The following is a 24,273-nucleotide window of genomic DNA, read 5'->3' on the forward strand; positions in this document are numbered from 1 at the left end:
TAAATAATTGCGACATATCAATTAAATGACATCTTTTAATGCTGAGGGGTCACTATGTCAGAGTCACAGAAACATCCTTTGGATACCAAAATACCACCTCCGGTTGTTTTATTGCTACACATGCTTTTGAGTTGGGGAATGGTCCAGATTACCGGGCACTTTACTATGGCCGAGTCATTTAAAATTGGCGGCACTTTGGTATTGAGTACGATAGGCGCTGTCGTGGCTCTGGCGGGTGTTTGGGCGTTTCGTCGTCATAAAACCAGCGTTGATCCGGTGCATGTAGATAAAGTATCGGCATTGGTCACTGGAGGCATTTATCACTTTACCCGCAATCCTATGTATGTGGGGTTGCTGTGCTTACTGGTTGCACAAAACTGGTATTTAGCATCGCCAGCTGGTGCACTCGTTGTATTGAGCTTTATCGGTTATATGACACGCTTTCAGATTAAACCTGAGGAGCGCTTTTTATTAAAAGCCTATGGCCAGGCCTATCGTGACTTTCTGAGCACAACTCGGCGCTGGCTCTGACTAGTCTAACGTGTTGAAACCTGGTTAAATTGCGCTCTGATATCATCCGGCATCCCCCAGGAATGCTTAACTAAAATGGTTTTGAACAGGTCTTGCCAGGCTTTACTTTGTTGATTAGCTAACAAACTTTGCTGCTTAATGAGCAGATGCTTTATTTCTGAGACGTTGTGGTAATCCGGCCATAGTGCTTCTGCTGCGGTAAATTGTGAAATTCAAATTAGATTTAATGCAAAGGGAAGTGAATTGGAATTTTTAGTGGGCAAGGGAATTACCGATACGTTCAAATCTCAAGGACGAAAAGCATAGCAGGCAACCCCGCAGCAAGCGTAGGTTGCCGTATATAGATTACAGGCTCTTTTTAGGTGGCAATGCCACATTGGCAAAGATAAGGCCCGCAATCAATGACATAAAGATTAAAAACGTTTGCTGGCCGATGTGGTCGGCGGCAACAAAGCTCTGGCCTTCTATCAGTGAATTCAGGCCAATATAGGTTTTGGAACCGGGTACCAGCACTATCAAGCCCTGCATGGCGACTATCGAAGCCGGTGCGTTAACGGTGCGGTTAAACACATTGCTGAACACGCCCACGGCAAAGGCGCCGACAAAGGTGCCCAGCGAATAATCCAGATAGACCGCGGAGCCGATACTGGCTGCATAGGCAATAAAGCCCGACGCAATCGACCAGCTGGCGTGCTTGAGCTTAGTGCGAAAAATCACAATCAGGCTGCTACACAGCAGTAAAATGGCCATCCAGGCAGTCCATTTCGGGAGCGGGTCGGGTTGTACATAGTCGCTCTGACCAAACAGGAAAAAGCCAATACTGATACCCAGAAACGCGCCAAAATAAAGCTTAAACAACAGCATAATAGCATCCATGACCCGTGCAGTACCCGACACCAGGTGACGAGCGGATAACTCTGCAAACCCCAGTGCCAATGCCAGTCCCGGAATGAATACGATAATGGCAGAGAGCACGACAAGACGAATGTTCACCATGGGATCCAGATAGGATGAAATGGCACAGGCCGCCAGCGCAGACACTATGGCTACTACCGGTTCCAGCATATGGGTTACCCGCTTAGAGCGGGTTGACCACAGCACAAATAGAAATACCAGGATAGACAGCACCGCAGACCACAGCACATCGTTCCAGCTGGTTCCCATCAACATGGCAAACGCACCGCCAGACACTGCAAATGCAAAGCCCGTCAACAAGCGTCCATATGGGTCTTTTGCTTTGGTTATCGCGTCCAGATTCTGATCTGCCTGCTCTATACTCAATTCACCCGCCAACATACGATTGACCACATCGTCGGTATCAGCAAGTGACCCCAGGTTATGATCACCTGGCTCAACACGGGCAACATGGGTGTACTCGTCTTCATGCCCTTCAGTCCAGATCACAAAAGTGACTGAAGTCGGTGACATGACAAAGGACGACTTAAGGCCCAGGTGGGTAGCAACCTCCATCAGATGGGCTTCCAGACGATAAGCCGGAGTTCCGTATTGATGAAGCATTTTTCCTAATTTAACAATAAACTTGCGTTTTTGTGTAAAGGTGGCTGAATTCAACGGCGTGTAACCTAATAATAAGTGAAAATCGACAGCGATACAGTGAGTATGGAAGCCAACAGCTGGTTAGACTCCCATACTGAGTTTAGGCAATAACCTAAATTGCCGCGAATTCTAACGGGTTCTCACGCAAATTCAACGCATTTTATTTGCATTTTTTGCTTCAATCCATTGGGACATATATTGGGTACTGCGCAGTGTATGGTGGCGCAGCATGCTGCCGGTGAAATTGGCACGTCTGTGAGCGTTTAGGTTATTTATTGTATTGATAACCTTTTGTTTTAGTTGCTCCTCCAGCGGTCGTTTGTCATAGCGAGCCTGAAGCAGGGATTGCCCGTTCTGTTGAGCTTGCTGATAACGAACTTGATCCTGATATAAGGCGACGGCTTCAGCCGCAAAGGTTTCAGGGCAGTCGCTTATCGCACCATGCCAGGGCAAGTCACCATGCATGCCTTCGGCACCTATCTGTGTGGTCACACACGGGGTTTGCGTGATCATGGCTTCGAGCAGTTTGCCTTTAATCCCGGCACCAAAGCGCAGTGGTGCAAGACAGACCTTACTTTGTGCCATCACACCCAGTGCATCTTTCGCCCAGCCTTTGATTAAAAAGCCTGTTTTGGGATTGTGCAGAGCGGTCGCTTTAGGTGGGGGATAAGATCCGTATATATGTAGCTCCGCGTCCGGGAGATGCTTGCGGATCACGGGCCAGATCTGCTGCAAATAGAGTACGGCATCCCAGTTAGGAGCATGACGAAAATTGCCTATGGTCATAAAGTGTTTACGCTCATGGAAGTCAGGTAAATCTGAACTGAGCGCATTCAAGTCGACCATGAAGGGAAGGTGGTGTAACAACTCTGGTGAGACATTAAATTGTGTCGTGAGTAACTCGAGCTCATAGTCGGAAATAATCAGCGACAGGTCGCAGCGTAAAATGGCTGCGATTTCACGCTTGGCTAATTCACTATCGAGTAAGCTGTCCAGTGTGAAAGCTTGCTGTGTTTTATGCGCTGCATGGCGTGCGTTACGCAGACATTGTAAGTCTTCTGTATCGAGGATCTTAAGCGCATCGGGTGCAAACTTATCAACCCGCCAGCCAAATTGCTCTTCCATCATAAAACGGTCATACATCACAATGTCAGGCTTGAGTTTGCAGACGTACTCATCGAAGCTACTGCAGTTGAGTGCAATAGGCGTACAGGTAATCTGTTCCAAACTAAGATCGGCCATATGCTCGGTTTGTTGGGCAGGGCTGGCAAATTCCACTTGCCAGTTCTGAGCGCGGAAAAAGCGCAGCAAGGACATCATATGACTGCCGGCTGCAGATGAGTTCGGCTCCGGCCAGACATAACCAATTACTAAAACTTGTGTCATTTAAATTGAGGATTCTCTGAGTTGCAGCGATACATCGACTAAGGTACGTACCGCAGGTTGTGATTTATTCATGATCTCTGCCAGTGCCTGGCAGGTTCGTTTGCCTATGTCATCTGCATCAATCCGCACGGATGACAGGGCTGGTTTCATTAGTCTGGAGTCGGCCAGGTCATCGAAACCGACGACTTTAATATCTTTGCCAGGCACCAGGTTGTGTTCACGCATAGCTTCCATAACACCGTAGGCGATGACGTCACTAAAGCACACCACGGCCTGAGTCTGGGGAGCATCCTGATATAGGGTGTTAAAAGCTTCCCGACCTCCCTGGCGATTAGTCGGGGCTGTAATCTGTGGCATCGGCTGAGACACATTGCGCAGAGCAAGTGCGCTACGAAAGCCCGCAACGCGCTCGTGATAGTCTGAGATATCGGGTGTACCGCCCAAAAATGCTAGGTTTTCTAACCCCTGATCAAGCAAATGCAGGGTTGCCAGATGGGTGCCTTTTTGGTTATCTGGCAGAATACAGGGTGCATTGCTGTAGGGGATTTCCCGCATGATGTTAATAACCGGAAAGCCAGACTCAACGAGCTGGTTCACCCATTCCATCGTGGTGCCAGGCGCAGGTACCATAACAAACGCGCTAACATTGTACTCTTTAAGCGTATTGACGACTTGATGCTGGCGAGCCAGATCTTCACTGGTATTAACCAGCATAGGCACCATCCCCAGCGCATAAATGTGCTTTTCCAGGCCCACCGCCAGCTGTGCGGAGTAGGGGTTAGTCAGGTCGTTTATCACCAAAGCGACCAGGTTGGAGCGCTTGCTGCGCAGGGCTGCTGCATCACGATTGTACACGTAACCCAACTTGGTGATAGCGGCGAGCACCTTTTCCCGGCTTTTATCACTGACTTTGTCTGAATGTGTAAGGACCAGTGACACGGTAGACTTGGATACCTGCGCTTCTCTGGCGACATCGAAAATGGTCACTTTGTCTGGCTTTTTATTGTTGTTCATAATGGCCTGAATAACTGTGCAAACGGTTGACGAACGCTTAGTTTACCGTAACTTCGCGTCTGGATACACTTTATAGCAGTCAGCAGTAATACGTAACCAACCTGAGGGATTAAATTTGCCGCTAACCGTGTTAAAAAATCTCATTTAAAACAACTAAATATCTAATTTCCTGCCTCGCCTATATGGATGTAGATGCCTCAGCGATAGCAGGGCGCGGGAGCGGTGTTATCGCCGAAATTCACTCGCCTCATGATTGGCTACTTTATTGTGTTGCTTGCTATTAAACTAGTGCACATTTAAGGAATTTCGTTATATCATGAGAGGTTAAGATACAAATTCAAAGGTAGAGAAGTGGTGAAAAAGAGCCCGGTTGTGCTGTTTTTTTTAGCTTGTTGTGTGTGGGTACATGCTGCGATGGCGGTGTCTGAAGGGTATCAGGTACCCAAAGAAGAGATCGCTCAACTCGTAGATGTGGCGCCAATGCCTGAGGTCTTGCTTAATGAGCAACATGTCTGGATGGCGTTACTGACACAGTCACCCACGTCAGAGCATAACACCGAAATAGGTGTGGGCTATGGAGATTTGCAATTCAATCCGACCACATTTATGCGTCTGGGGTTAACGACCTACTCAGGGCTGAGCTTTAAACATGTTGCCACTGGTGCTGAGGTGCAAGTCAATAATTTACCGGCTGGTGAAGTATATGCCCCGCGTTGGAGTGCTGATGGCCGTTACCTGGCTTTTATCTTGCTCTCCAAGCAGGACGGCCGTCTTTGGATTTATGATATTGAACAACGTGAGCTGAGTGCGCTGTCGCGCTATCCGCTTAACGGAGTCACCACTGAGGTGCCTTACCACTGGCTGCCAGACAGTTCCGCGCTGGTTATTAATAGTGCCATCAATCATACCGGTGAGCAGCAGCAACCGGTGCAACAATCGCCGCTGGCAGGACCCGTGGTAGCGCAATCGCATGGGGCCCTGAGTCCGCTTAAGCAAACCAGTCAAACGCTCTCTACTGAAGACTTTGCCCATTATGCTCAGGGTCAGTTAATCAAAGTTCCTTTGCAAGGCCGCCCTTCAGCCATTGGCGGACCTGCTTATTTCCATCATTTTGAACCGTCGCCAGACGCCACCAATTTAATCGTCGCGATGGCGATGCTGGAAGCGCCACAGCAGCAACAAACCAATCAACGTTCGCTTGCTAATCACCCCAGTGTCTGGCAAGTGTGGGGAATGACAGGATTTGCATTGTATGAGCTTTACCGGCCTGTGTTACCGAGTGAACCAGCGATGGAGCACAGCGAAGAAAATACGGTCCTGACGGCTATCTCTGCGCCACCTTCTCCACCTGTGCGCAGTCATTTTCAATGGCGTGCAGATAAAGGTGCTACTGTGATTTGGGCACAAGAAGAAGATGCGCAGAATGAGTACGGTCTGTACCATATTTCTTCGCCCTTTAAACGAGCGCCGCGTTTGTTTATGGCATTGCAGGAACCTTTTGTTCGTATGGACTGGGGCGACTCAAACATTGCTTTACTGACTCAGGCTGAAAACGCGCGTTTCTTAACAACGTCGGTGATTAATCCACTCGCGCCACAGCGCAACCCATTGGAAGTGGCCAGGTACCGAGTGACGGAAGCGACCTCCGAACAGTGGTTGACTGCGCGTAATGATTTGGGTGTTCAGGTACTTAAAGTGGTGGGAAGTCGATATTTATTTATCCGTGGAGTAGAAAAGGTACAAGAGCAGGATTTGCCGTTCTTGGACAGGTTCGATGCCAGAACGAACACCCGTACCCGGATATGGCAATCTCAGGCACCGTATTTTGAAGAGTTTATTGCACTGTTGGATGATGAGGGGATGCGCTTTATCACTCGTCGTCAATCGAAACAGGAGCAACCTAACTATTTTGTCCATGATCGGACATTCAGCTCGCTGGAACAGATCACTCATTTCAGACATCCATATCCGGCGTTACGAGGCCTGTCTCAGGAGGTCCTGAATTTTGACGGTGGTGATGGGACGCAAATATCCGGAACGCTTTATCTGCCAGCTAATTACGATCCCAGTCTTGGCCGGGTGCCTGTGCTAATGTGGGTAAAAGCCCCCAGTCACGTAAAACACACTTTCAACTCCCCGCACTATTTTGTGCCCGTGGATCATCTCGGTCCTTTGCCCCATTTGGCTCAGGGTTATGCGGTATTTGAAATTGATGCGTTTAGCTTGCCTGGCGAGCAGGGGAGTGTGGCACAATTACGAGCACAGTGGCAGGCTACAGCTCAGGCTGCTGTCGCGGTGTTAGCGCAGCAAGGCATCGCAGATGTTAACAAAGTGGCCATTGGTGGTCATGGTGCTGCCGCTACCGTGGTGCTTGACCTGTTGGCCAACACCGAGCTATTTGTCACGGGGATCGCACGCAGCGGTACTTATAATTATACGTTGGCACCATTTGCCTTTGAAAAGCAAACTGGCACTTTATGGCAGGACCCGCAAGCTTACCTGATGAGCTCACCATTAGCCTATGCTGATAAAATATCGGCGTCTGTGCTGTTGATACATGGCTATCAGGATCGTAAGCCAGGTCATTTTGCCGTTCAAAGTGAGCGTCTGTTCAGTGCGCTCAATGATCTTGGCAAGCGGGCACGGCTGGTGTTGTTACCAGAGAGTAACCACAATTACGCAAATCGTCAGGATGTCTTGCACTTGCTTTGGGAGCAGCAGAGCTGGCTACAACGTCATTTTGATCCTCTTCCTGCGATTGAAGAAATCAATCAGGTCCCGGAAGGATTAAGATTCAAGCTTGAGCCAGAGCCTCAAACGCCCTGGCCTATGTAATGTTAAGTGTGATCATTCTTTAGAGGAAAGAGAGCTGCCTAATGACGCGGCAATCACCATAAAGATTGCGAGCCACTGCCAGCCACTGAGTAGCTCGCCTAAGATCACTAAGCCGGCCAGTGCGGCAATGGCTGGCTCCATGCTCATCATGATACTAAAGCCCTGCGCCGGCATTTTCTTCAACGCCACCATTTCCAGGCTGTAGGGCAGTGCGCTGGACAACAGCCCTATGGCGATACCCAGCGGGATTAATGACCAGTCGAGTAATGCGCTGCCTTGTGATATCACACCAACCGGAACAACGGCGAAAGCGGCAACGCTCATTCCAATGGCAACCGTAGCGCCTCCTGAGCCGTGACCACCACTTTTTTTACCAAATAAGATATACCCCGCCCAACAGGCACCTGCTGTAAGAGCCAGTAAAACCCCGATGGGATCCAGTCCATCGACTTCTCCCATATTAGGCAGCAACAGCAAAATGCCAGCAAGTGCGAGCGCTACCCAGAGGTAATCACGCTTACGTCGTGAGGAAAATAGCGCGACTGCCAGTGGCCCTGTGAATTCCAATGCAACGCCAATGCCCAGCGGAATGCGTTCTATTGCATAATAAAATGTCAGATTCATGATGCCCAGACTCAGGCCATACAAGATCACCGGCCGCCAGTTTTTAGGTAAATGTCGCCAGGGGCGGAAAACCAGACACAAAATAAGAGCTGAAAAGCCCAACCGGTAGGCCGTGGTGCCCTCAGGACCAACATGGGGAAACAGCTGTTTGGCGATTGAAGCACCGGATTGAATGGTGACCATGGCAAGCAACAAGCACGCGATGGCATATAAAAAGCTCTTGTTTAAAACATGCATCGAGAAGTCTCGCAAAAAATGAAGGTCGCTAGTCTACTTGTCAAAATAGTGCTGCTCAATAGCTTTGTATACATTATTCGATAAAGTATGATAATACCGATAGGTATGCTATTTTCTGTTTAACTTTAATTATCAAAATGTAGTGTTTTTATTTCATTGAGTGATTCAAATTAACCTGAAGAAACGCCGTGTTCTCCAATCTGGATATTAACTGTGTGTTGCTTTCGTTATATAATAATATTCGTATATAGGAGAGCAGTTCAGTGAAAAGTATTTTTGTGACAGGTGCAAACCCTGATTTGGTGCTAATGGTTGTGTCATTGCTTAGCCATCACAGGCGGGACATCGACGTTTCTACAATTTTGCAAGCAGAGCAGAGTATCAGCCCTATGGCAAAGGAGGCCCTTGGGGCTTTTGGTTTGTTGAGTAACATGGAGTGTGTGTCTTGCGGTGCAAAGCCTGAAGAATGTGAGTTAACTATTCATATCGCGGATAGTATTGGAGCAACGCATGACTATGCCCTTCCACAACAGGCACTGAACTGGCAAGTTACCTTAGATGAGTCGCCAGAGCCCTACAATCCTTATCGCAAGGTCCTGTACGATATCAATGAGAAAGTACGTGATTTACTTATGCAGCCTCAGGCATTGATCCCAGTCACATCCATGACATTTTACAAAGCAATGAGCGATGAGTTACGGCTGAAAACGCTGCTGCTGATTCTACTTGAACAAGAGCTTTGCGTATGTGAGCTCATGGTCGCATTGGATGAACCCAGTCAGCCTAAAGTCTCCCGGCACCTTGCACAGCTGAGAAAGGCAGGCATATTGACGGTGCGCAAGCAGAGTCAATGGGTCTACTATGCGTTGAATGTGGCATTACCCGACTGGATGTTAAAAGTGCTGCAGAGCACTTTGTTTGGCGAGCCAGCATGTATTGCTCAGGAGCTGACCAGACTTGCGAAGATGGGAGACAGACCAGCACGACAGCTAAGTTGTTGTCGCTAGCGTGTGCTTAGCCTTTGTTAAGGTAAGTGAGCCAGTCTTGTTCATGTCTGAGCATCATGGCATGTTTCTTCGACCCTAAATGGGCAAGCTTGTCGTGCTCGCTGAAAAATGGTCCGGCGCGACACATTCCACAATGATCCTGGTTCAGATAAGCTGGTTGGTAGAGTGATGCGCTCAGATCCGCGTGGGGCTTTGCTGACCAATAGTAGGTGATGCCGCTGGTATCTTTAACATGTTTGTCTCTGTCAACATTACGTATGCGATAACCCGGAAAAGCGTGAATATCGAAGTCAGATTGACCGAGATATTGGTAGTCTGTGCCGCGGCATAAAGAGTCTTCCAGATTCCATTCACAATAAGGCTTGACGTCTTTTGAAGTGATCAGTGCCAGCATAGGGCCAGCCGGGTCAAGCGCATAACGGTGGCTAAAATCAACAAAATGACGTAATAAACGGCGATTGAGCGTGTTTGTTGATAGCTTTTGGTCATCAAACGCCTGTTTACTGGTAAAGGCTGGGATCAGTGGAAACTGAAAGATTACCGCATCGAACAGGGCTCCATCCAGGCTTTGCCAGCTTTCCGGTTTGGTCACGTCAAATCCCGTTAATACTGGTATACAGTCCTGACGCAGGGCGTCTAATGCATGATGTTGGTATTTTGCTCTCAGCGTTGCTTCATCGTCATAGATACTGGCGCAAATATGGCCGGGTTTTAGCTGTTTGCTAAGGGATAAGGAAAAGCTCAGATCGCCATCGCCGACGGTGAGAACGCGCCAATTCGCATCTATCAACATAATTACTACCAGGGGAAAATAACCAAAGCGCGATGATAGCAGAAGAGTGGTGACGGAGAAACCAGGGCAACCTTAGGGCGACTAACAAAGACGGTGCCCTAAGGTTGAACGATTTAATATCAGTGAGTTACTTCATCCAGTAGTCTCAGTACATCGCGACTGGCTTGTTCCATACGGTTCAGCTCAGCGATGGCTTTTTGCTTTTCTCCCGCAACAAACAGGGTCATGGCTTCTACACCGGCCCGATGGACCTCTTTGTGTGGGCCATCAATGCGGTTGATTATCCCTGATTTATTGAGCACTTTATTTCCTTCACCACCGAGCCACTTGCCGAGACGGCAGCTGGTATGATCCGCAAATTCATTGATTTGCTTGTTACTGTTGCCGGCGATCACGCCATAGACTTCCCCTTTCCACACTACATGGTCCAGTTTTGCTGTCTGCACGAAGGTTTGCAAAGACGCTGAGACGATTGTTTTTTTCATTGAACCACAACAACTCACAATATTGCCGTACTCATCATTCAGATGCGCAATACTTGACGATAAGTCATTGTTAGAGCTTTGGATCACATTTACACCATCAACGGTTAGCTGGGTTGTATCAATGATTTTCTTAACTAAGTCAGATACCTCATTGGCTGACTCGTTAGTATTGTTCGCCAGTGCACGCACCTCGTCGGCAACGACACTAAAGCCCCGGCCAGCTTCTCCTGCACGTGCGGCTTCAATCGCGGCATTAAGCGCCAGGAGGTTGGTTTGGTCGGATATTTTTGAGATTGTGGTAACAAAGGTATTGATGTTATCCGCCATATGGGAGAGGCCAGAAATGTTGTCTGTCATGCTGGCCATGTTAGTAGACAGGCTGGACATGCCAGACAGGATCTTTTCCAAAGAGGATTCCGATGTTTCGAACGACGCACTTACCTGGGAAATAGAGCTACTTTCTTCTTCAATTTGATGCAGGCTGCGTAAGACGGCATCTCGTACTTCATGGATCTGTCCCAATCCGGACAGGGCACATTGTAAAAGCTGGTTGTCTGTGTTGTCGTTTAACTGTTTTTGAGCCTCGATAAGCTCGTTCTGTATTGCCTGCTTTTCCGCCTCCAGTTGCTCATAGGCCTGATGTTGAGCGGCCAGCTCAGCTTTTAGCTGCTGTATTTCCGATTGGTGGCTGGCATTGGCAAAAAGATTCTTTAACACTGGGGGTTCCTTCGACTATCAAAACTGCCAGCAGCATAGCAGCAGAGACACTAAAGTGCTAGATTAATGTAAATAAACAATGATCTACATAAAGAAGAAGTAAAGAGGTAGGTGTTTTCTACCGGCAAATTAAGCGTGGTAAATGAGTGTTAAGTTATCAGGAGATTATGGCTTCCTGATCTTAGTACGAATGCTTTTACCGGCTTTGTTTTCGTACATGCTCAAATCAGCCTGATGAAGTAGTGCATCCGGATCCTGAGCGGGATCTGCGGCTGCTTTTCCGATACTGACGCCAACGCCATATTCAAATACCTCTTCAAGTAGCATGGCTCTGAGTTCATCTTCCTGCAGGTTAGCCTCTTGTGTAAAGGCAACAAATTCGTCTCCACCAATGCGAAAACATGCGTCGGCGGAAAACTGCCTGGCCATGGCCTGCGCCACTTTCTTGAGTATCTCGTCGCCGGTGTGATGTCCATGGTGGTCGTTGGCTAGTTTAAAGTTATCCAGATCAAAATAATAAAGGAAGCTACTGTTTTTACAAAGAGACTCGAATCGTTCAAAGCAGGCACGGCGATTGCCAAGCTCGGTTAGCTCGTCATGAGTTGCGTCAAACTTGAGTTGCTGCTCCAACTCGTGACGGCGGGCTATTTCTTTATTCAGTGCCGAGATAGTCTCTTTTTTCTGCTGAATGATAGTGTGTAGGCCATAACAGGTTAGCAAAAAGCCTAAGTGCTTGAGTGAGGTATCAAAGATGTTGACCAACATCAGCTCTGCGCCCATCAGGTCGTCAAACAGATCCAACAACAGGCCACCACAATAGAGCACCCAAGCATATAATATCAGCTGGTGCTTTAAATGTGGCAGGCCAAGCACCAATACGGTCAACGCAATGGCAAACCAAATGAGCTCCTCTACCGTGGCACCAAAGGGCTGATGATTGTTATACAGTAATACAATCACTAAGCCTGTTGCGAGCCAGATCAAAGCGAGCAGAAGTTTTTGTCGCATAATCCATCCTCAGTCTGCTTATAGGTATAGCAGGTTTTACTCGCTTTAGTGGGTGACATACGTCAGGCGCTCAGCTCCAGAGCCTGAGCTATCATGAATAAATGGCTGACAAATACGACAGAAGTGAGTGTAAAGCGCATTTTTTTGTAATCCTGGTGGGTTTCTTGCCACTTTGGTGCAATCCGTTCAAACAACAGTATGATCCAATAAGAGACTGCCAGATAACTTAATAGAGCCACCTGTGAAACAAGGGCCAGCAAAGGAAAAGGCACAATAACCAGGATTGCGATCACGGCTTGTTGTTGTGACTGCTCTCCCGGGCGCCACAGACTACCAGCCAAAAACGCCAATACACCCAGACTGTAGTAACTAAAGGTATCAATGGCCGCCGCTGAACTACCAACCATCAGAGTTAATGCGACGCACAGCAAAAAAGGAATAAAGCCAATATAGGCCAGCATAATATGGTTGAAGTATGGATGCATTCAGGTCTCTTAAAAGTTTGTTCTGACTCATGTTTTAATTATATCTGATATACGCATAAACTTTGCCAAAGTTTCATCAGTTTTTCGGATTGAAGCAATCAAAACAATCCATTTTAATAAAATAACATTCCCCTCTATCTTAGTAATCACACAACGACAACAAGGCGGCATCAAAGTCACACTTGTTATCCATTAACTTGACAACTAAGAGAGAAACAACATGACGACCTCTTTGATTAACACTCAAATTCAACCTTTTAATGCAACTGCTTTTCATCACGGCGAGTTCGTTGATGTCAGCGAAAAAGATTTACTTGGCAAATGGTCTATTGTCTTTTTCTACCCGGCAGATTTCACTTTTGTGTGTCCAACTGAACTCGGTGACCTTGCTGATCACTACGCACAACTACAAGAAATGGGCGTGGAAGTATACTCAGTTTCAACAGACACCCACTTTACTCACAAAGCCTGGCATGATGCGTCTGAAACCATTAAGAAAATTCAATTCCCAATGGTCGGTGACCCGACTGGCAAAATTACCCGCAATTTCGGTGTAATGATCGAGGAAGAAGGGCTGGCATTGCGTGGTACCTTCGTAATCAATCCGGAAGGTGAAATTAAGGTGGTTGAAACTCACGACCTGGGCATTGGTCGCAGTGCAAAAGAGCTTGTGCGCAAAGTTCAGGCGGCACAGTACATTGCGTCTCACGATGGTGAAGTATGTCCCGCGTCTTGGCAACCAGGTGAAGAAACACTGGCACCATCTTTAGACCTGGTTGGTAAGCTGTAATTCCCAGTTAAGCCAATGAGAGGGAAAAGTTTGTCGCGTTTAGCGCTATTGATAGCTTGATGACAAGGCTTTTTCCTTAAATTGGCGATAGCGTTAAGCAAATTACACGGGTCCGGGCTATCTGAGCCCGGACCTGCTAAATCAAAAAAAATCGCCCCTAAAAGGCATAACTCAACGGGTGTAATGACAGAAATATTGAGGAAGTACAGAATGTTAGATAATCAAATAAAAAGTCAGTTGCAAACCCATTTCGCTGCACTGGTAGACCCCATAGAACTGTTGTTGGGGCTGGATGATAGCGCAAAGTCGGCTGAGGTGGCGTCGCTGGCACAAGAACTCGCATCATTGAGTGAGTTAATTACCATTGGCAAATCAGAACATAGCCAGCGTACTCCCAGTTTAACTGTGTATTCTCCTGTACGTGATACCCGAGTGGAGTTTGCCGGTGTGCCCATGGGGCATGAATTTACCAGTTTAGTGTTGGCTTTGCTTCATACTGGCGGACACCAGGCAAAAGTCTCTGAACAAATGCTGGCGGTGATCCAGTCTATTGAGGACGAGCTTAGCTTTGAAGTCTATATATCCCTGAGCTGCCAAACCTGTCCTCAGGTTGTGCAGGCCCTGAACCTGATGGCGGCGCACAATGCCAAAATCAAGGCGACCATGATAGATGGCGCATTGTTTCCTGAGGAAGTTGAGCAACGAAACGTTCTGGCTGTACCGAGCGTTTATCTCAATGGCCAATTATTTAGCCAGGGCGCAATTTCCCTGCCCGAAATCCTGGCCAAACTGGACAGCAAACACAGTGAGCGACAGGCTGCCGAGCTTGCGCAAAAATCTGAGTTTGATGTTTTGGTTGTTGGAGGCGGCCCTGCAGGTGCAGCTGCTGCCATTTACGCGGCCCGAAAAGGCCTTAATACTGGCATCGTGGCCGAACGCTTCGGCGGTCAGGTTGCAGATACTTTGAGCATTGAAAACTTTATATCCGTGCCAGCCACAGAGGGCCCTAAATTGGTTGCTCAGTTGGAAGAGCATGTCAACGAGTACCAGGTGGATGTAATTAAGCACCAGCGAGCGAGTAGACTCAATCAAGGCAATAAGCTTGAGCTGACTTTGGAAAGCGGTGCAACCTTGAAAGCAAAATCACTCGTGATTGCTACTGGCGCAAGATGGCGGACCATGAATGTGCCGGGAGAGCAAGAATATAAAGGCAGAGGCGTAGCGTATTGCCCGCACTGTGATGGTCCTTTGTTTAAAGGCAAACCTGTTGCCGTAATAGGTGGAGGAAATTCCGGCATTGAGGCTGCCATTGATCTGGCTAATCAGGTTGAACACGTCACCGTGCTGGAGTTTGCCGATTCGCTAAAAGCAGATGAAGTGCTGATTAAAAAGGCGCGCAGCTTAAAAAACGTCGCTATCATCACTCATGCCCAAACAACCGAAGTGTTGGGAGATGGTAACAAGGTGACAGGCTTGACCTATGTGGACAGGCAAAGTAATCAAAGTCACCAACTTGAGTTGGCTGGTATTTTTGTACAAATCGGGTTGATCCCGAATACGGAGTGGCTGGAGGGAAGCGGGATTGCGCTGACACCCTTTGGCGAAATTGCTATTGATTCCAAAGGTGCGACCAGCATCAACGGTGTATTTGCCGCGGGAGATGTGACAACCGAGCCATTCAAGCAAATTATCATCGCCATGGGAGGCGGGGCCACAGCCAGTCTTGGGGCTTTTGATTACCTTATAAGACATCAGTCAGATATGGCTGAGCAGGCAGCCTAACCTAAAACAACGAACATAGAGCGAGTTACACCCAAGCCTGTACTCATCTGAGTACAGTAAAGCCACAACCGGGTTATCACTGGTTGTGGCTTTTTTATATCTGAGCTTTACAATTCTATGGTTAGACTATACTTGCGAGTGTACTTCGATGTGCTGACGAAAAGTCACTTTGATTATTGCGCTTCACAGGTTGTACAGTATGCAGTAAAAGTGAGCCCAGTACCCGAAGAACAAGGTGATATAGCATTTTAGCGGCTATATCAGTCTTCGTACGTAAACAAGGCTGCAACAATGAAAACCTCTATCGCGTCTGGTGCCCCGCGAAATACCTTAGGTCTGGTTTTTTGCTCGTCACTGTTGATTGCACTGGCTGGGTGTGGGGTTGATTCCCCCAGTGCAACAACAACTAACACACCTCCAACTCAATCTGATCCGCCTCAATCAGATCCCCCACAATCTGATGCTCCGACAACAAAGGGATACAAAGTCACCCTGAACACGACTCAACCGATATCCGCCTATGAACTGAAACTGAACTTTAGTGTTACGCCTAATGACGGGTCGATGACCATGAGTAACAGTTTTATTGTATCGGACGGTACTTTGGTTGCACTTGGGCCTGTATCCAGCGACCAAGGGAAGGCGCTGCATTTTGGGGCGCTCACTTATGGGAATACCAGTGGCTTTAACGGCTCTGCTGAGGTCTTGAAATTTGAAGTCAATACGGATGCAGGCACGCTTGATGTGAGCAGCAGCAAAACACTCTGTATGAATCGACTGGCGCAGCAAGTCAGTTGCAGCATTTCGGTCAGTGAACAGTGAGGGCGCAATGATGAAATACTTATATTTTACAGCGCTGCTTGGTTTACTGAGTATGCCGACTCTTGCAACCGAAGGCTCCACGGCCGGCGCGAATTATGACAAGTCATTGTCTCGACCTCAGGCTGCTGAACAGGCTGCGGCTGTGGGGATGACGCCTATCACCTTCAGTGAATTCCCAACAGGTACAGCAATCACTGATCAGTATGCCGACAGGGGCATTATATTTGGTGGTGATGCGCCGTTTATTACGTCTGACAGTGCCAATCCTACGAGTCCTGTATTATCGGGAACACCTCAGTATAACGGTGCCATTGAAGGACGTTTTGTGGATCCCCTGACGGGTGAGCCGACGACGGTAAATAGTTTTTCGCTGGACGCGGGGTATTTTGATAACCTGAGTTCAACGCGGTTACAGTGGTTTAATCCCGAAGGTCAATTGATCCGCGAAGTCCTGGATTCGCAATTTGGTATTGAGCACTTTGCTATTCGAGATGAAAACATTGCCTCGTTTCGGATTGAGATTATTGCTCAGGAAGACGCGGGGTATGCCATAGACAACGTCGCATTTAATCTCATTGAAGCTGCGTTTGATCACACATTTAATCTGGACAAAGTGATCCTTTCTCCGGGCGCTTTGACTGCCAATCAATTTTCTATTTATTTCAAAGATCTGGAGGCGCTCAACGGCGCGACACTGGAGGATGTCTGTAATTATCAGTTTCATGCGCAAGACAGTAACTTAAAAGTCACCGCTGAAAACTGCAACGTTAACACAGATAAAAAGACCTTCAGACTAGACTTTTCTTTGGCTGAGGCACCGTACAATCTCAGCAATGCTCAGGTGTCGGTATGTAAATCTGAGGAGTGTGAAACGATAGAGGATGTGAACAGCCTCAATGTGTATACCACCGCATTCAACGTCTCAACGGATGGCTTTTCATTCCAAAACGGCGACTGGAATAAGTTCATGCTAACAGAGGTCAAAGATGTATCTCTTTCCTCTTTCTTGTGCTGGAAATTCGATCGTTGTACACCGGATCAGCTATCTTATCTGGGCTTTATGCGTAAAGTTGCTCGTTCATTTTCAAGCTTTCTGGCACCGGCGAATAAACGCAAAGCCTATGATGTCATTGGTTATTATCGCCTCAAAGACTATACACAAGGCTTTGACAGGCTAGACCGGCGTTTTCTGGGCGTGTGCCATGGTATGGCTGCGTCGGCGATTGCTAATTATAACAATGCCAGTGAGAGCGTCGCTTGGGGAGCTAACATTGATGCCACGCTGACACGGGCACAGCTGATTTCTACTTTCCAGAATCATTGGGACAACCGCAACACGGAATCACCTAAGCCTTATGTGAAGGCCGTTGGCAGTTATGATGTTAAGTCGGATGCCGCAGATGCATTTCATGGTTTGTCCAAAATTGGCTTTTACTTTTTATCACAATCGGCCTTTAAAGGTGACGCTTGGATAGGCTCTCATCCGAGAACCATATTCCCGGGCATCTCGGCAATGAATGCGTTTTATTCGCCTCACTTTATGGAAAATAAAATCGCCAGTTTGCGCTTTACCATTAATCGTCCAAAAAGGGGCGGTGGGCATTCTATTCTGGCAGCCGGGTTGATCCAGTATAACGATGTGTCTTTGTATATCACTCATGACAATAACTTCCCGGGCGAATATACCATGATGGAGTTCACTGACTCCTTGACTTTGAAGCACTTTATATTCTCCGGAGCGCCAGATGATGGCACGGAACCTTATGATCAACATGGAGACTTTAAGTTAACAAACTACTACAACGCATCGAGTTATGCGCAATTTGGTGCCTATACGGACGTCACGGATCAGCTACGCATCTATGGTCAGCCTGGCGCCAGTGAACGGTCGCAAGATACTTTGAATGAAGAGGAAGATACGCCTGCTAGTGTGGTTGAACTGGAACACCCACAACACATCACCGTTTTGATTGCGGGTGGCAAATTGGTGGGGGTAAACCGCCAAAGCGACCAAAGTGCGGTGTTGCTATCGCCAATTCTTGACGAACCAGATACGGCGCACGCGTATTTGAAAAACTCAGAGCTGGTCACTGAGTTTATTCTGCCTTTGTCTGATACTTACAGCATTGAGGTTGAGAAATACCCTCAATATCCTGAAGTAGAAGTCTATGTGACTATTCCGCAGACCAACGGCAAAGTTTTGGTGCTGAACTATGAAGATGTGGTCGCGCAGAGCAATGAGGATAGTGCAACCGTATTACTGACCGTAGGGCAACAAAACACGGATGCAAACATCAGTGTCAACGGCGTTGCGCAAGCGCCAACTTATGCTCAGGAGAGCAGTTTTGTCGTGGCACAGGTGTCGTCGCTTAAGGCGATTGTAAATGGCGCGGTTGTCTCATTGAGCTGGCAAAATCCGCAAGGTGGTAACCTCAAAGAAGTCGTTGTCACCAGAACCACGGGCAGCCTGCCGACTTCCATCACAGATGGTAGTACGATATTTACCGGGCTGGCATCTGAGTTTGTAGATAGCGCATCGGCAAATACTCAGTATTACTACAATGTATACTCGGTGGCTGAGGATTCTACCTCTGAGCCAAACAGCATCTACGTAGACACACACCAGGCGACCTTGCATGGTCAGGTACATGATGGCAATGAAATGGGCATTGCCGGTGTTGAGGTTGTACTTACGAACGGGGTGGGCTTGAGCCAGATAGAAATTGCTCGTCAGCTTACTGATGATAAAGGGGTGTTTAGTTTCGCGAACTTAGCCAAAGGCTCGTATAAACTGAGTTTTAGTCACGCTTCTTATCAATTCGAAACTTCAGACGATGCGGTGAATTTGACTGAAGCAAGCCAGGAAGTTAAACAACTTGGTGTAGCTGTGCCTGTCTTACTGCTCAATGTTGAAAATGCCATAGGTACGGAGCAGCAGGTCAGTATCAATTGGTCAGGTCTTCATATTGCAGATTCTGACACTGTAGATATTGCTTATCAGGTTGAAGGAACGACGACCGAAATTGCGACGGGTATAGAGTTTTCACAAGGCCGTTATCTGTGGGATGTTTCTGCCCCGGGTGATACATCTGTGACTGTAGTGGTGATGCTCAGCAAGGATAAAACCATACTCAGTGAGCAACAGGTTTTTGTTTTGAAAGAAGTTAGCCCATATGATTTTAGTGGAGACAGTGAGTTGTCGGCTGATGATGTATCAGCGATAGTGAGCGGATGGTCTGCCACTTCAGGAGACACGCAATTTGAACAACGATTTGACCTGAATGAGGATGGAGAAATAGACCTCAAAGATATTATGCAGGTCGTCGCTGCCCTTAACCAGAAGTAAATACACAAATACAGGCCGGGCATTTTTCGCCCGGCCTGAACCTGCATAGATTTATTGTTACAATTGCAAGGCTGCATTTGTCGATAATATGTTGCAAGATATTGGGTTAATCTCACTCACTGTTTTGTACACGGTTTATGTCCGATATTTATTTTGCAGACTACCGATTTGATTTGACCCGTATGGCACTGTATCGAACAGAATATCGCGTGCCGCTTAAGCCCAAACAGGCCTTATTACTCCACTTACTTCTGACCCATCATAAAGAGATAGTCAGCAAAACGCAGATCCTGGATGAAGTCTGGGGTGAGACTGTGGTATCTGAACAGGTCATCTTTCAGACCATAAGCCAGCTCAGAAGCATATTGGGTGACGATGCAATACACACCTACGCTCGCCTGGGGTATCAATGGCAGTGGCCTGTTACTGAGAGGCCTGTTACTGAGACACCCATTGAGAAGCCTGTTACTGAGACACCCATGGAAACCGACTTTGTTGCCAGACACAGAGAGCCTTTCTGGTGGGGAATAGCAGTGTTGCTTGTTTGCTTGTCTGTTTATGTAACAGCGAGTCTGTATAACTACAAGAAGCCGTCAGTGGAAGCGCAATTCACCATTTTGCACATGGGTGACTCAGAGGCTGGCATTTTGTCATTTTCTGACATAGCTGAGCAGGCGATTGATATGTCTGGACTGGATCAGGTCCAGCAAGAGCCGGGTGAAGTGAGTATAGAGCAAGCATTTGAAACTCCGGAGCTGTTATGGTTAAAGGGCCAGAAAAACTGGCAGATGTGGGGCAAGCTTTATCAAGAATCTAGCGGTGTTTTTATACATTATGGCATCACCAGATCTGGCATAGTCTGGGAAGGCTACGTTTATGCGTTGGATGAGAGTGAGTTAGCAACAAGCCTGACCCGGCGTCTGACTACTCTGAAATCGCTGGGACTGTTTGCAGACAATCATGTCACGACACATGAGTTGGTTGTACTCTCTATGAGCCGACAGGCACCGGATGACCCTGAGCTTATTCTTGCTGCCGGCCGTTATTATATTGATCAGGGACAATTTGATTTGGCGATCACCTATCTGGATCGTCTGATTGAGCAATTCGATGGCCATCAGCACAAGCCCTATGTGGCACTGGCTCACTGGCACAAGGGGAAGGTTTACAAAATGCGTAGCCAGCACATGCTGGCTACGGCAAGTTTACGGGATATGTCAGAGGTGCTGCATGATACTCAGCTTGAGCCACTAAAGCACCGCTATGTGACGACATTGGCCTGGCTTAGCTATGAGCTGGGTAACTGGTCATTAATGAACCAGGTGTTAGATCAGGCATTAGCAGAGACCATGACAGATAGTGTTGATGGCTTGCGTCGATTTGAGCTGCACATATTGTATTCCATACTGGCTAAAAAAACCGGACAGGTAGAGAAACAGTACCATCATCTTAATCTGGCTCAGTCCGTTCTGACCGCACACGAACTGGACAGGAGCAATCAGGCAATCGTGCTCTACCATTTTGCCATATTTAGTGGCAACGACAGCGATGCTGAGCCTTATCTGAAGCAGGTTGTAGCGCTACCTCGTACGAGCAAAAACTATTGGGTTCAGGATGAGGCGATGGCACTGTTAGTGGAGTATGCATTGGCGCAGGGTGATTACGAAGCAGCACATGCCTTGATCCTGCCTGAGTCACAGAATCCCAGGGCATTGCTATTAAAGGCTCAGATTCATGCCGCACAGGCGCAAGAGGCGCATATGATGACGGTGCTGAAACGTGCATTTACACTGGCTCAGCAGCGTTTTGATGGCCAAAGTGCACAGACAGCCGCGCTAAGGCTCTACCGCGCTAGTTCCAGCACTCAGGAAGAGAAACTGTATTATCTGGCGTATCTGAAAGCGAATACCGGGGTTGACTGGCTGCGCCACCAGCAAATCTCAGAACGAGAGCTGGCGGCTTTATAATTGCCCCAATGTGGCACTGTTCGATACGTCTGTTTAAGAACTCGAATTACTGCTCCAAGCTGGCTAAGGGATTAAACTGTAACCAGTCAACCATAAACCAGGTTTGCGTGCCAGCCCGTACTTCTATTGGTGCATCGGAGGCTATCAGTTTTGCTGGTACTTTGACTATCTCCAATGTATCGGGCGTCATACCTGTGACCCGGGCAACCAGGTGGTGTCCCTGCCAAATCTCGATTTGGCTTCCCTTATCGGCTCTGAGTCGCATCTGCAGTTCGACGTCTTGTTGTGTGTGGCTTTTAAACTGGTAACTGCTCCATGCCGGTAGTAAAGGCTTGTCACCGGTAGGGTAGTGATGGGGGTTATCGTTGAATGCCAGGCTTTGTTGGTTTTTCTCTTTATGGTCAATCAGGTAAACGTGCTCTTGCATCACATAATGTTCGGCCTCAATGCGCTGCCCAGGCTCAAAGGTGGTATGATGTCCGGTTTCTACCTGCACACTGAAAGGCCCCTGGCCAGGGCTTGTCGTCGCTGCAACCCTGTAGCTTGCTTGTCCTGCTCCGGGCAGCTGATCTGTAAACTGACCCAGGCTCAGGTCTTTGGCTACCTGTGTTTGTTTTCGACTGAGCTGGCCATTCGGGTCGACGTAACTTCGGAACACTGAGTACCGGGTAGATTGATCAGCAAGTTCCTGCCAGCTAATAGTGACCTGATTGTTTTGATTGCGAACAGCGCGCACGCCTGCCGGGGCGGGTGGAAGCTGCCTGAGTTGTTGGTGTGCAAGTCGTTGCTGGCGCTGTGCATCAGCAAGCTCCCTGGCAAATACCTCATTGAATGGTCTCTCACTTCCTTCGGCTGGTTGTTCAAGCACTAAACGAAACCCCTCTATACTGCCATAAAAATCAGCCGCAATGGTGTCTGCATTGAAGACGCCACGCGTTTGCCAGTGCCAGCCTTCACCCGCAACATCATAATGCGTGCATTGTTTTGGATTCTTGTTATCCCAGCGCTGGCAGCTTTGCAGTAGCTCCTTCACATTGCCCATCATATCGTGCAGGCCCAGTGGGTTGGGGCGATACATGCCTACGACCGTGTGATAAACCGCACCATCGTTACAGTTTGCACTGCTCCGGTAACGGTGTTGATGGTCAATCTGCATCCCTGCCAGGTTTGCGAGATCTTCGGTATTCTCATACTTACAGATCTGTGTTTGCTGCCAGTCCTCACCAAATGGAGAGCGGCTTGTGGTCCGTGCAGAGGCGGCCAGTCGCCATTCCTTTAGAGTGGGCAACCGGTAGGGTTTGCCGGTTTGTTCAGATAACCATTGTGCATAGGCCGTCGCACCAGGTATACCTATGCAAACAACAGGGCGGTAGGGGTTGTGAGTCAATTCAGGGTTATCCCAGTTACCCGGAGAGTCAGGATCAGGCCAGCGTGTTGAGGTAAAGAGCATACACTTTTTTGGCACCTGATAACCTGTTGCTTCAACAAAACGGGAAAATTCCGCAACCGTGACTTCATATTTGCCCATCTGCAGGTTTATCTGCTGGTCTTTATCAACAACAGGGACGAGGGCTGGTTCAATCGGTGTCACCTGTGTTGAGGCTGAAACTGTGCTCAGTAACAGAGCGTGAATTGGTAAAGTCATAGGATCTCCTCTCAATGTTTATACAGACACTAAGGGTGAGCGTGATGAGAGTCCTATTTTATTTCTGATAGTTAGCCAATGAGAAGTTGAATAGAGTATATAAGTATAAATATCATATGGTTAATTGATGGTAATGCGGCGAAAAAACGTCGCCGCAAAGTTTTTACCCGGGCCTTTTTATGCTCAGTATGCGTTGCATGTGGAGTTAAAAGGGCGGACAGACAAGTTATACTGGCGCACTCAATTAGCCCCAGATAATACAATCCGGACGATTGTCTTTGAAAGTCCAGCAGGCATTGATTGAATTACAAAAATTGGTATTGGGACAGTTTGGAAACCCAGTTGCTACTGCGCCGCCGACCTGAGGGGTTTGCTGTGCTGATAAAGTGTTGTTTTGAGACAGTGACTTAATCTTTTTTTTGTTTAACGAGAGTTTCATTTTCATTTCCTTTGTCGTGTTAGGAAGCGCATTGAACGCTTCATCGTGGACCCCTGCAACACAAAAAAGATGCTGCAGGGAGTAAACCTATTGTTCCTTCATGTCTGCTTCATGCCAGGAGAATTGCCCGGAGAAAGTGGTGCAGTTCATCGTCGCCAGCTCGGCATTGGCAACATAAAGCTGGTTGGTATCTGACTGAGGATAGGTAAAATACTCGCTGCATTGTGCGCTCTGGCCCGGGCCAATGACCACCTCAGTACCGGCTTTGAGTGTACAACGCACCAGCATGTCCAGTGGTGAGTATTTGGGGCAAATATTGAATTCAGCGCGATACAGAGAAATCGGCCCGGTCGGCTTTTGCAGTGACCACCATTTGCCCAGTTTCGATCCTTCGTAGGTACTGTTCCAGGCACGCCAAATGACCAGGTCCTGAACAGCCTGATAGTTTTGCGCATTACACAGCCCACCCTGGCCGCTATCCAGAATGATGCCCGGCGGAACAGTCTGATCAGCAAGTAATCGCAAACCGGGATGTTCAAGTTGTGGCATCTCGCAACTGGGGACCACATTGGTTGAGTGTGATTGCGGCATATAAGTCTGGCTACAGCCACCGAGTAACAGCACTGATATTATCGTTGCCCGAGCAATTGAAAACATGTTAATTGACTTTGTGCTTAAATTTACCTTCTGGTAACTATATTGCCTTTTGCATAGGAATAAAAGAGGGGGTGTACTAAATTTGCCATGATTTGGTATTGGTTTTTGAGTGTGGTAGCAATCTGTATTTTCTTTTTGAGTCCAGA

The 24,273-nt window shown here is 47.8% G+C and carries 19 protein-coding genes; 8 read left to right on the forward strand and 11 right to left on the reverse strand.

What is annotated here, in order from left to right; translation table 11 throughout:
- Positions 1 to 54: 54 nt before the first annotated feature.
- The gene (locus tag ACXAH1_RS17050) at positions 55 to 531 is read left to right on the forward strand and encodes a methyltransferase family protein (RefSeq protein ID WP_475198315.1); all 477 of its coding nucleotides are present in this window, start codon (positions 55 to 57) and stop codon (positions 529 to 531) included.
- A gap of 345 nt (positions 532 to 876) precedes the next feature.
- On the opposite strand, the gene ACXAH1_RS17055 is transcribed toward ACXAH1_RS17050, so the two are convergent.
- The 3 genes from ACXAH1_RS17055 to ACXAH1_RS17065 form a co-directional block, all read right to left on the reverse strand.
- Positions 877 to 2,103, reverse strand: a complete 1,227-nt coding sequence (locus ACXAH1_RS17055; RefSeq protein ID WP_138551667.1) for a threonine/serine exporter family protein — start codon at positions 2,101 to 2,103, stop codon at positions 877 to 879.
- A gap of 135 nt (positions 2,104 to 2,238) precedes the next feature.
- Entirely contained in the window at positions 2,239 to 3,474 is a 1,236-nt protein-coding gene (locus ACXAH1_RS17060; protein ID WP_475198316.1) for a glycosyltransferase, read from the reverse strand.
- Entirely contained in the window at positions 3,475 to 4,488 is a 1,014-nt protein-coding gene (locus tag ACXAH1_RS17065; RefSeq protein ID WP_475198318.1) for a LacI family DNA-binding transcriptional regulator, read from the reverse strand.
- A gap of 372 nt (positions 4,489 to 4,860) precedes the next feature.
- Here ACXAH1_RS17065 and ACXAH1_RS17070 point away from each other — a divergent pair, with 372 nt between their 5' ends.
- The gene (locus ACXAH1_RS17070; protein WP_475198321.1) at positions 4,861 to 7,323 is read left to right on the forward strand and encodes a S9 family peptidase; all 2,463 of its coding nucleotides are present in this window, start codon (positions 4,861 to 4,863) and stop codon (positions 7,321 to 7,323) included.
- A 12-nt stretch (positions 7,324 to 7,335) separates the two neighbouring features.
- On the opposite strand, the gene ACXAH1_RS17075 is transcribed toward ACXAH1_RS17070, so the two are convergent.
- Positions 7,336 to 8,184, reverse strand: a complete 849-nt coding sequence (locus ACXAH1_RS17075; RefSeq protein ID WP_138551671.1) for an EamA family transporter — start codon at positions 8,182 to 8,184, stop codon at positions 7,336 to 7,338.
- Positions 8,185 to 8,447: 263 nt separating this feature from the next.
- On the opposite strand from ACXAH1_RS17075, the gene ACXAH1_RS17080 reads away from it, so the two are divergent.
- Entirely contained in the window at positions 8,448 to 9,191 is a 744-nt protein-coding gene (locus tag ACXAH1_RS17080) for a metalloregulator ArsR/SmtB family transcription factor (protein WP_475198326.1), read from the forward strand.
- A 7-nt stretch (positions 9,192 to 9,198) separates the two neighbouring features.
- Here the strand turns inward: ACXAH1_RS17080 and ACXAH1_RS17085 are convergent, their stop codons facing one another.
- The 4 genes from ACXAH1_RS17085 to ACXAH1_RS17100 all read right to left on the reverse strand — a co-directional run bounded on the left by ACXAH1_RS17085 (position 9,199) and on the right by ACXAH1_RS17100 (position 12,679).
- On the reverse strand, positions 9,199 to 9,984 hold the full coding sequence (locus tag ACXAH1_RS17085) for a class I SAM-dependent methyltransferase (RefSeq protein ID WP_475198328.1): 786 nt from the start codon (positions 9,982 to 9,984) through the stop codon (positions 9,199 to 9,201).
- Positions 9,985 to 10,103: 119 nt separating this feature from the next.
- Positions 10,104 to 11,186 carry a methyl-accepting chemotaxis protein gene (locus ACXAH1_RS17090; RefSeq protein WP_475198330.1) on the reverse strand — a complete coding sequence of 361 codons (1,083 nt, stop codon included), beginning with the start codon at positions 11,184 to 11,186 and terminating at the stop codon, positions 10,104 to 10,106.
- Between the two features lie 165 nt (positions 11,187 to 11,351).
- The gene (locus ACXAH1_RS17095) at positions 11,352 to 12,194 is read right to left on the reverse strand and encodes a GGDEF domain-containing protein (protein WP_475198331.1); all 843 of its coding nucleotides are present in this window, start codon (positions 12,192 to 12,194) and stop codon (positions 11,352 to 11,354) included.
- A 62-nt stretch (positions 12,195 to 12,256) separates the two neighbouring features.
- Complete coding sequence (locus ACXAH1_RS17100; protein WP_475198333.1) at positions 12,257 to 12,679, reverse strand: DUF3429 family protein; 423 nt, start codon at positions 12,677 to 12,679, stop codon at positions 12,257 to 12,259.
- Positions 12,680 to 12,899: 220 nt separating this feature from the next.
- Here ACXAH1_RS17100 and ahpC point away from each other — a divergent pair, with 220 nt between their 5' ends.
- From ahpC to ACXAH1_RS17125, 5 genes are all read left to right on the forward strand, one after another.
- Complete coding sequence (gene ahpC / locus ACXAH1_RS17105) at positions 12,900 to 13,469, forward strand: alkyl hydroperoxide reductase subunit C (protein ID WP_475198335.1); 570 nt, start codon at positions 12,900 to 12,902, stop codon at positions 13,467 to 13,469.
- A gap of 210 nt (positions 13,470 to 13,679) precedes the next feature.
- Positions 13,680 to 15,251, forward strand: coding sequence for an alkyl hydroperoxide reductase subunit F (gene ahpF, locus ACXAH1_RS17110; protein ID WP_475198337.1), 1,572 nt, complete (start codon positions 13,680 to 13,682; stop codon positions 15,249 to 15,251).
- Positions 15,252 to 15,542: 291 nt separating this feature from the next.
- Complete coding sequence (locus ACXAH1_RS17115) at positions 15,543 to 16,073, forward strand: hypothetical protein (protein ID WP_475198338.1); 531 nt, start codon at positions 15,543 to 15,545, stop codon at positions 16,071 to 16,073.
- Between the two features lie 7 nt (positions 16,074 to 16,080).
- Positions 16,081 to 19,419: an SdrD B-like domain-containing protein gene (locus ACXAH1_RS17120; protein WP_475198340.1), complete on the forward strand. Its 3,339-nt coding sequence runs from the start codon at positions 16,081 to 16,083 to the stop codon at positions 19,417 to 19,419.
- A 137-nt stretch (positions 19,420 to 19,556) separates the two neighbouring features.
- Positions 19,557 to 21,386 carry a winged helix-turn-helix domain-containing protein gene (locus ACXAH1_RS17125; RefSeq protein WP_475198343.1) on the forward strand — a complete coding sequence of 610 codons (1,830 nt, stop codon included), beginning with the start codon at positions 19,557 to 19,559 and terminating at the stop codon, positions 21,384 to 21,386.
- Positions 21,387 to 21,432: 46 nt separating this feature from the next.
- Here ACXAH1_RS17125 and ACXAH1_RS17130 read toward each other — a convergent pair whose 3' ends face one another.
- The 3 genes from ACXAH1_RS17130 to ACXAH1_RS17140 form a co-directional block, all read right to left on the reverse strand.
- Positions 21,433 to 23,031 (reverse strand): formylglycine-generating enzyme family protein, encoded by a 1,599-nt coding sequence (locus ACXAH1_RS17130; RefSeq protein WP_475198346.1) that lies wholly within the window; start codon positions 23,029 to 23,031, stop codon positions 21,433 to 21,435.
- 244 nt (positions 23,032 to 23,275) lie between these two features.
- Positions 23,276 to 23,470 (reverse strand): hypothetical protein, encoded by a 195-nt coding sequence (locus ACXAH1_RS17135; protein ID WP_475198347.1) that lies wholly within the window; start codon positions 23,468 to 23,470, stop codon positions 23,276 to 23,278.
- Between the two features lie 87 nt (positions 23,471 to 23,557).
- Positions 23,558 to 24,127, reverse strand: a complete 570-nt coding sequence (locus ACXAH1_RS17140) for a hypothetical protein (RefSeq protein WP_475198350.1) — start codon at positions 24,125 to 24,127, stop codon at positions 23,558 to 23,560.
- Positions 24,128 to 24,273: the final 146 nt, after the last annotated feature.

The organism is Pseudoalteromonas sp. AWH4_217 (genome assembly GCF_056161105.1).

Excerpts from the sequence above, each read along its gene's own strand:
- ACXAH1_RS17050 (WP_475198315.1), top strand. The coding sequence starts at position 55 with ATGTCAGAGTCACAGAAACATCCTTTGGATACCAAAATACCACCTCCG.
- ACXAH1_RS17060 (WP_475198316.1), bottom strand. The coding sequence starts at position 3,474 with ATGACACAAGTTTTAGTAATTGGTTATGTCTGGCCGGAGCCGAACTCA.
- ACXAH1_RS17065 (WP_475198318.1), bottom strand. The coding sequence starts at position 4,488 with ATGAACAACAATAAAAAGCCAGACAAAGTGACCATTTTCGATGTCGCC.
- ACXAH1_RS17075 (WP_138551671.1), bottom strand. The coding sequence starts at position 8,184 with ATGCATGTTTTAAACAAGAGCTTTTTATATGCCATCGCGTGCTTGTTG.
- ACXAH1_RS17085 (WP_475198328.1), bottom strand. The coding sequence starts at position 9,984 with ATGTTGATAGATGCGAATTGGCGCGTTCTCACCGTCGGCGATGGCGAT.
- ACXAH1_RS17095 (WP_475198331.1), bottom strand. The coding sequence starts at position 12,194 with ATGCGACAAAAACTTCTGCTCGCTTTGATCTGGCTCGCAACAGGCTTA.
- ACXAH1_RS17100 (WP_475198333.1), bottom strand. The coding sequence starts at position 12,679 with ATGCATCCATACTTCAACCATATTATGCTGGCCTATATTGGCTTTATT.
- ahpC (WP_475198335.1), top strand. The coding sequence starts at position 12,900 with ATGACGACCTCTTTGATTAACACTCAAATTCAACCTTTTAATGCAACT.
- ahpF (WP_475198337.1), top strand. The coding sequence starts at position 13,680 with ATGTTAGATAATCAAATAAAAAGTCAGTTGCAAACCCATTTCGCTGCA.
- ACXAH1_RS17115 (WP_475198338.1), top strand. The coding sequence starts at position 15,543 with ATGAAAACCTCTATCGCGTCTGGTGCCCCGCGAAATACCTTAGGTCTG.
- ACXAH1_RS17120 (WP_475198340.1), top strand. The coding sequence starts at position 16,081 with ATGATGAAATACTTATATTTTACAGCGCTGCTTGGTTTACTGAGTATG.
- ACXAH1_RS17125 (WP_475198343.1), top strand. The coding sequence starts at position 19,557 with ATGTCCGATATTTATTTTGCAGACTACCGATTTGATTTGACCCGTATG.
- ACXAH1_RS17130 (WP_475198346.1), bottom strand. The coding sequence starts at position 23,031 with ATGACTTTACCAATTCACGCTCTGTTACTGAGCACAGTTTCAGCCTCA.
- ACXAH1_RS17135 (WP_475198347.1), bottom strand. The coding sequence starts at position 23,470 with ATGAAACTCTCGTTAAACAAAAAAAAGATTAAGTCACTGTCTCAAAAC.
- ACXAH1_RS17140 (WP_475198350.1), bottom strand. The coding sequence starts at position 24,127 with ATGTTTTCAATTGCTCGGGCAACGATAATATCAGTGCTGTTACTCGGT.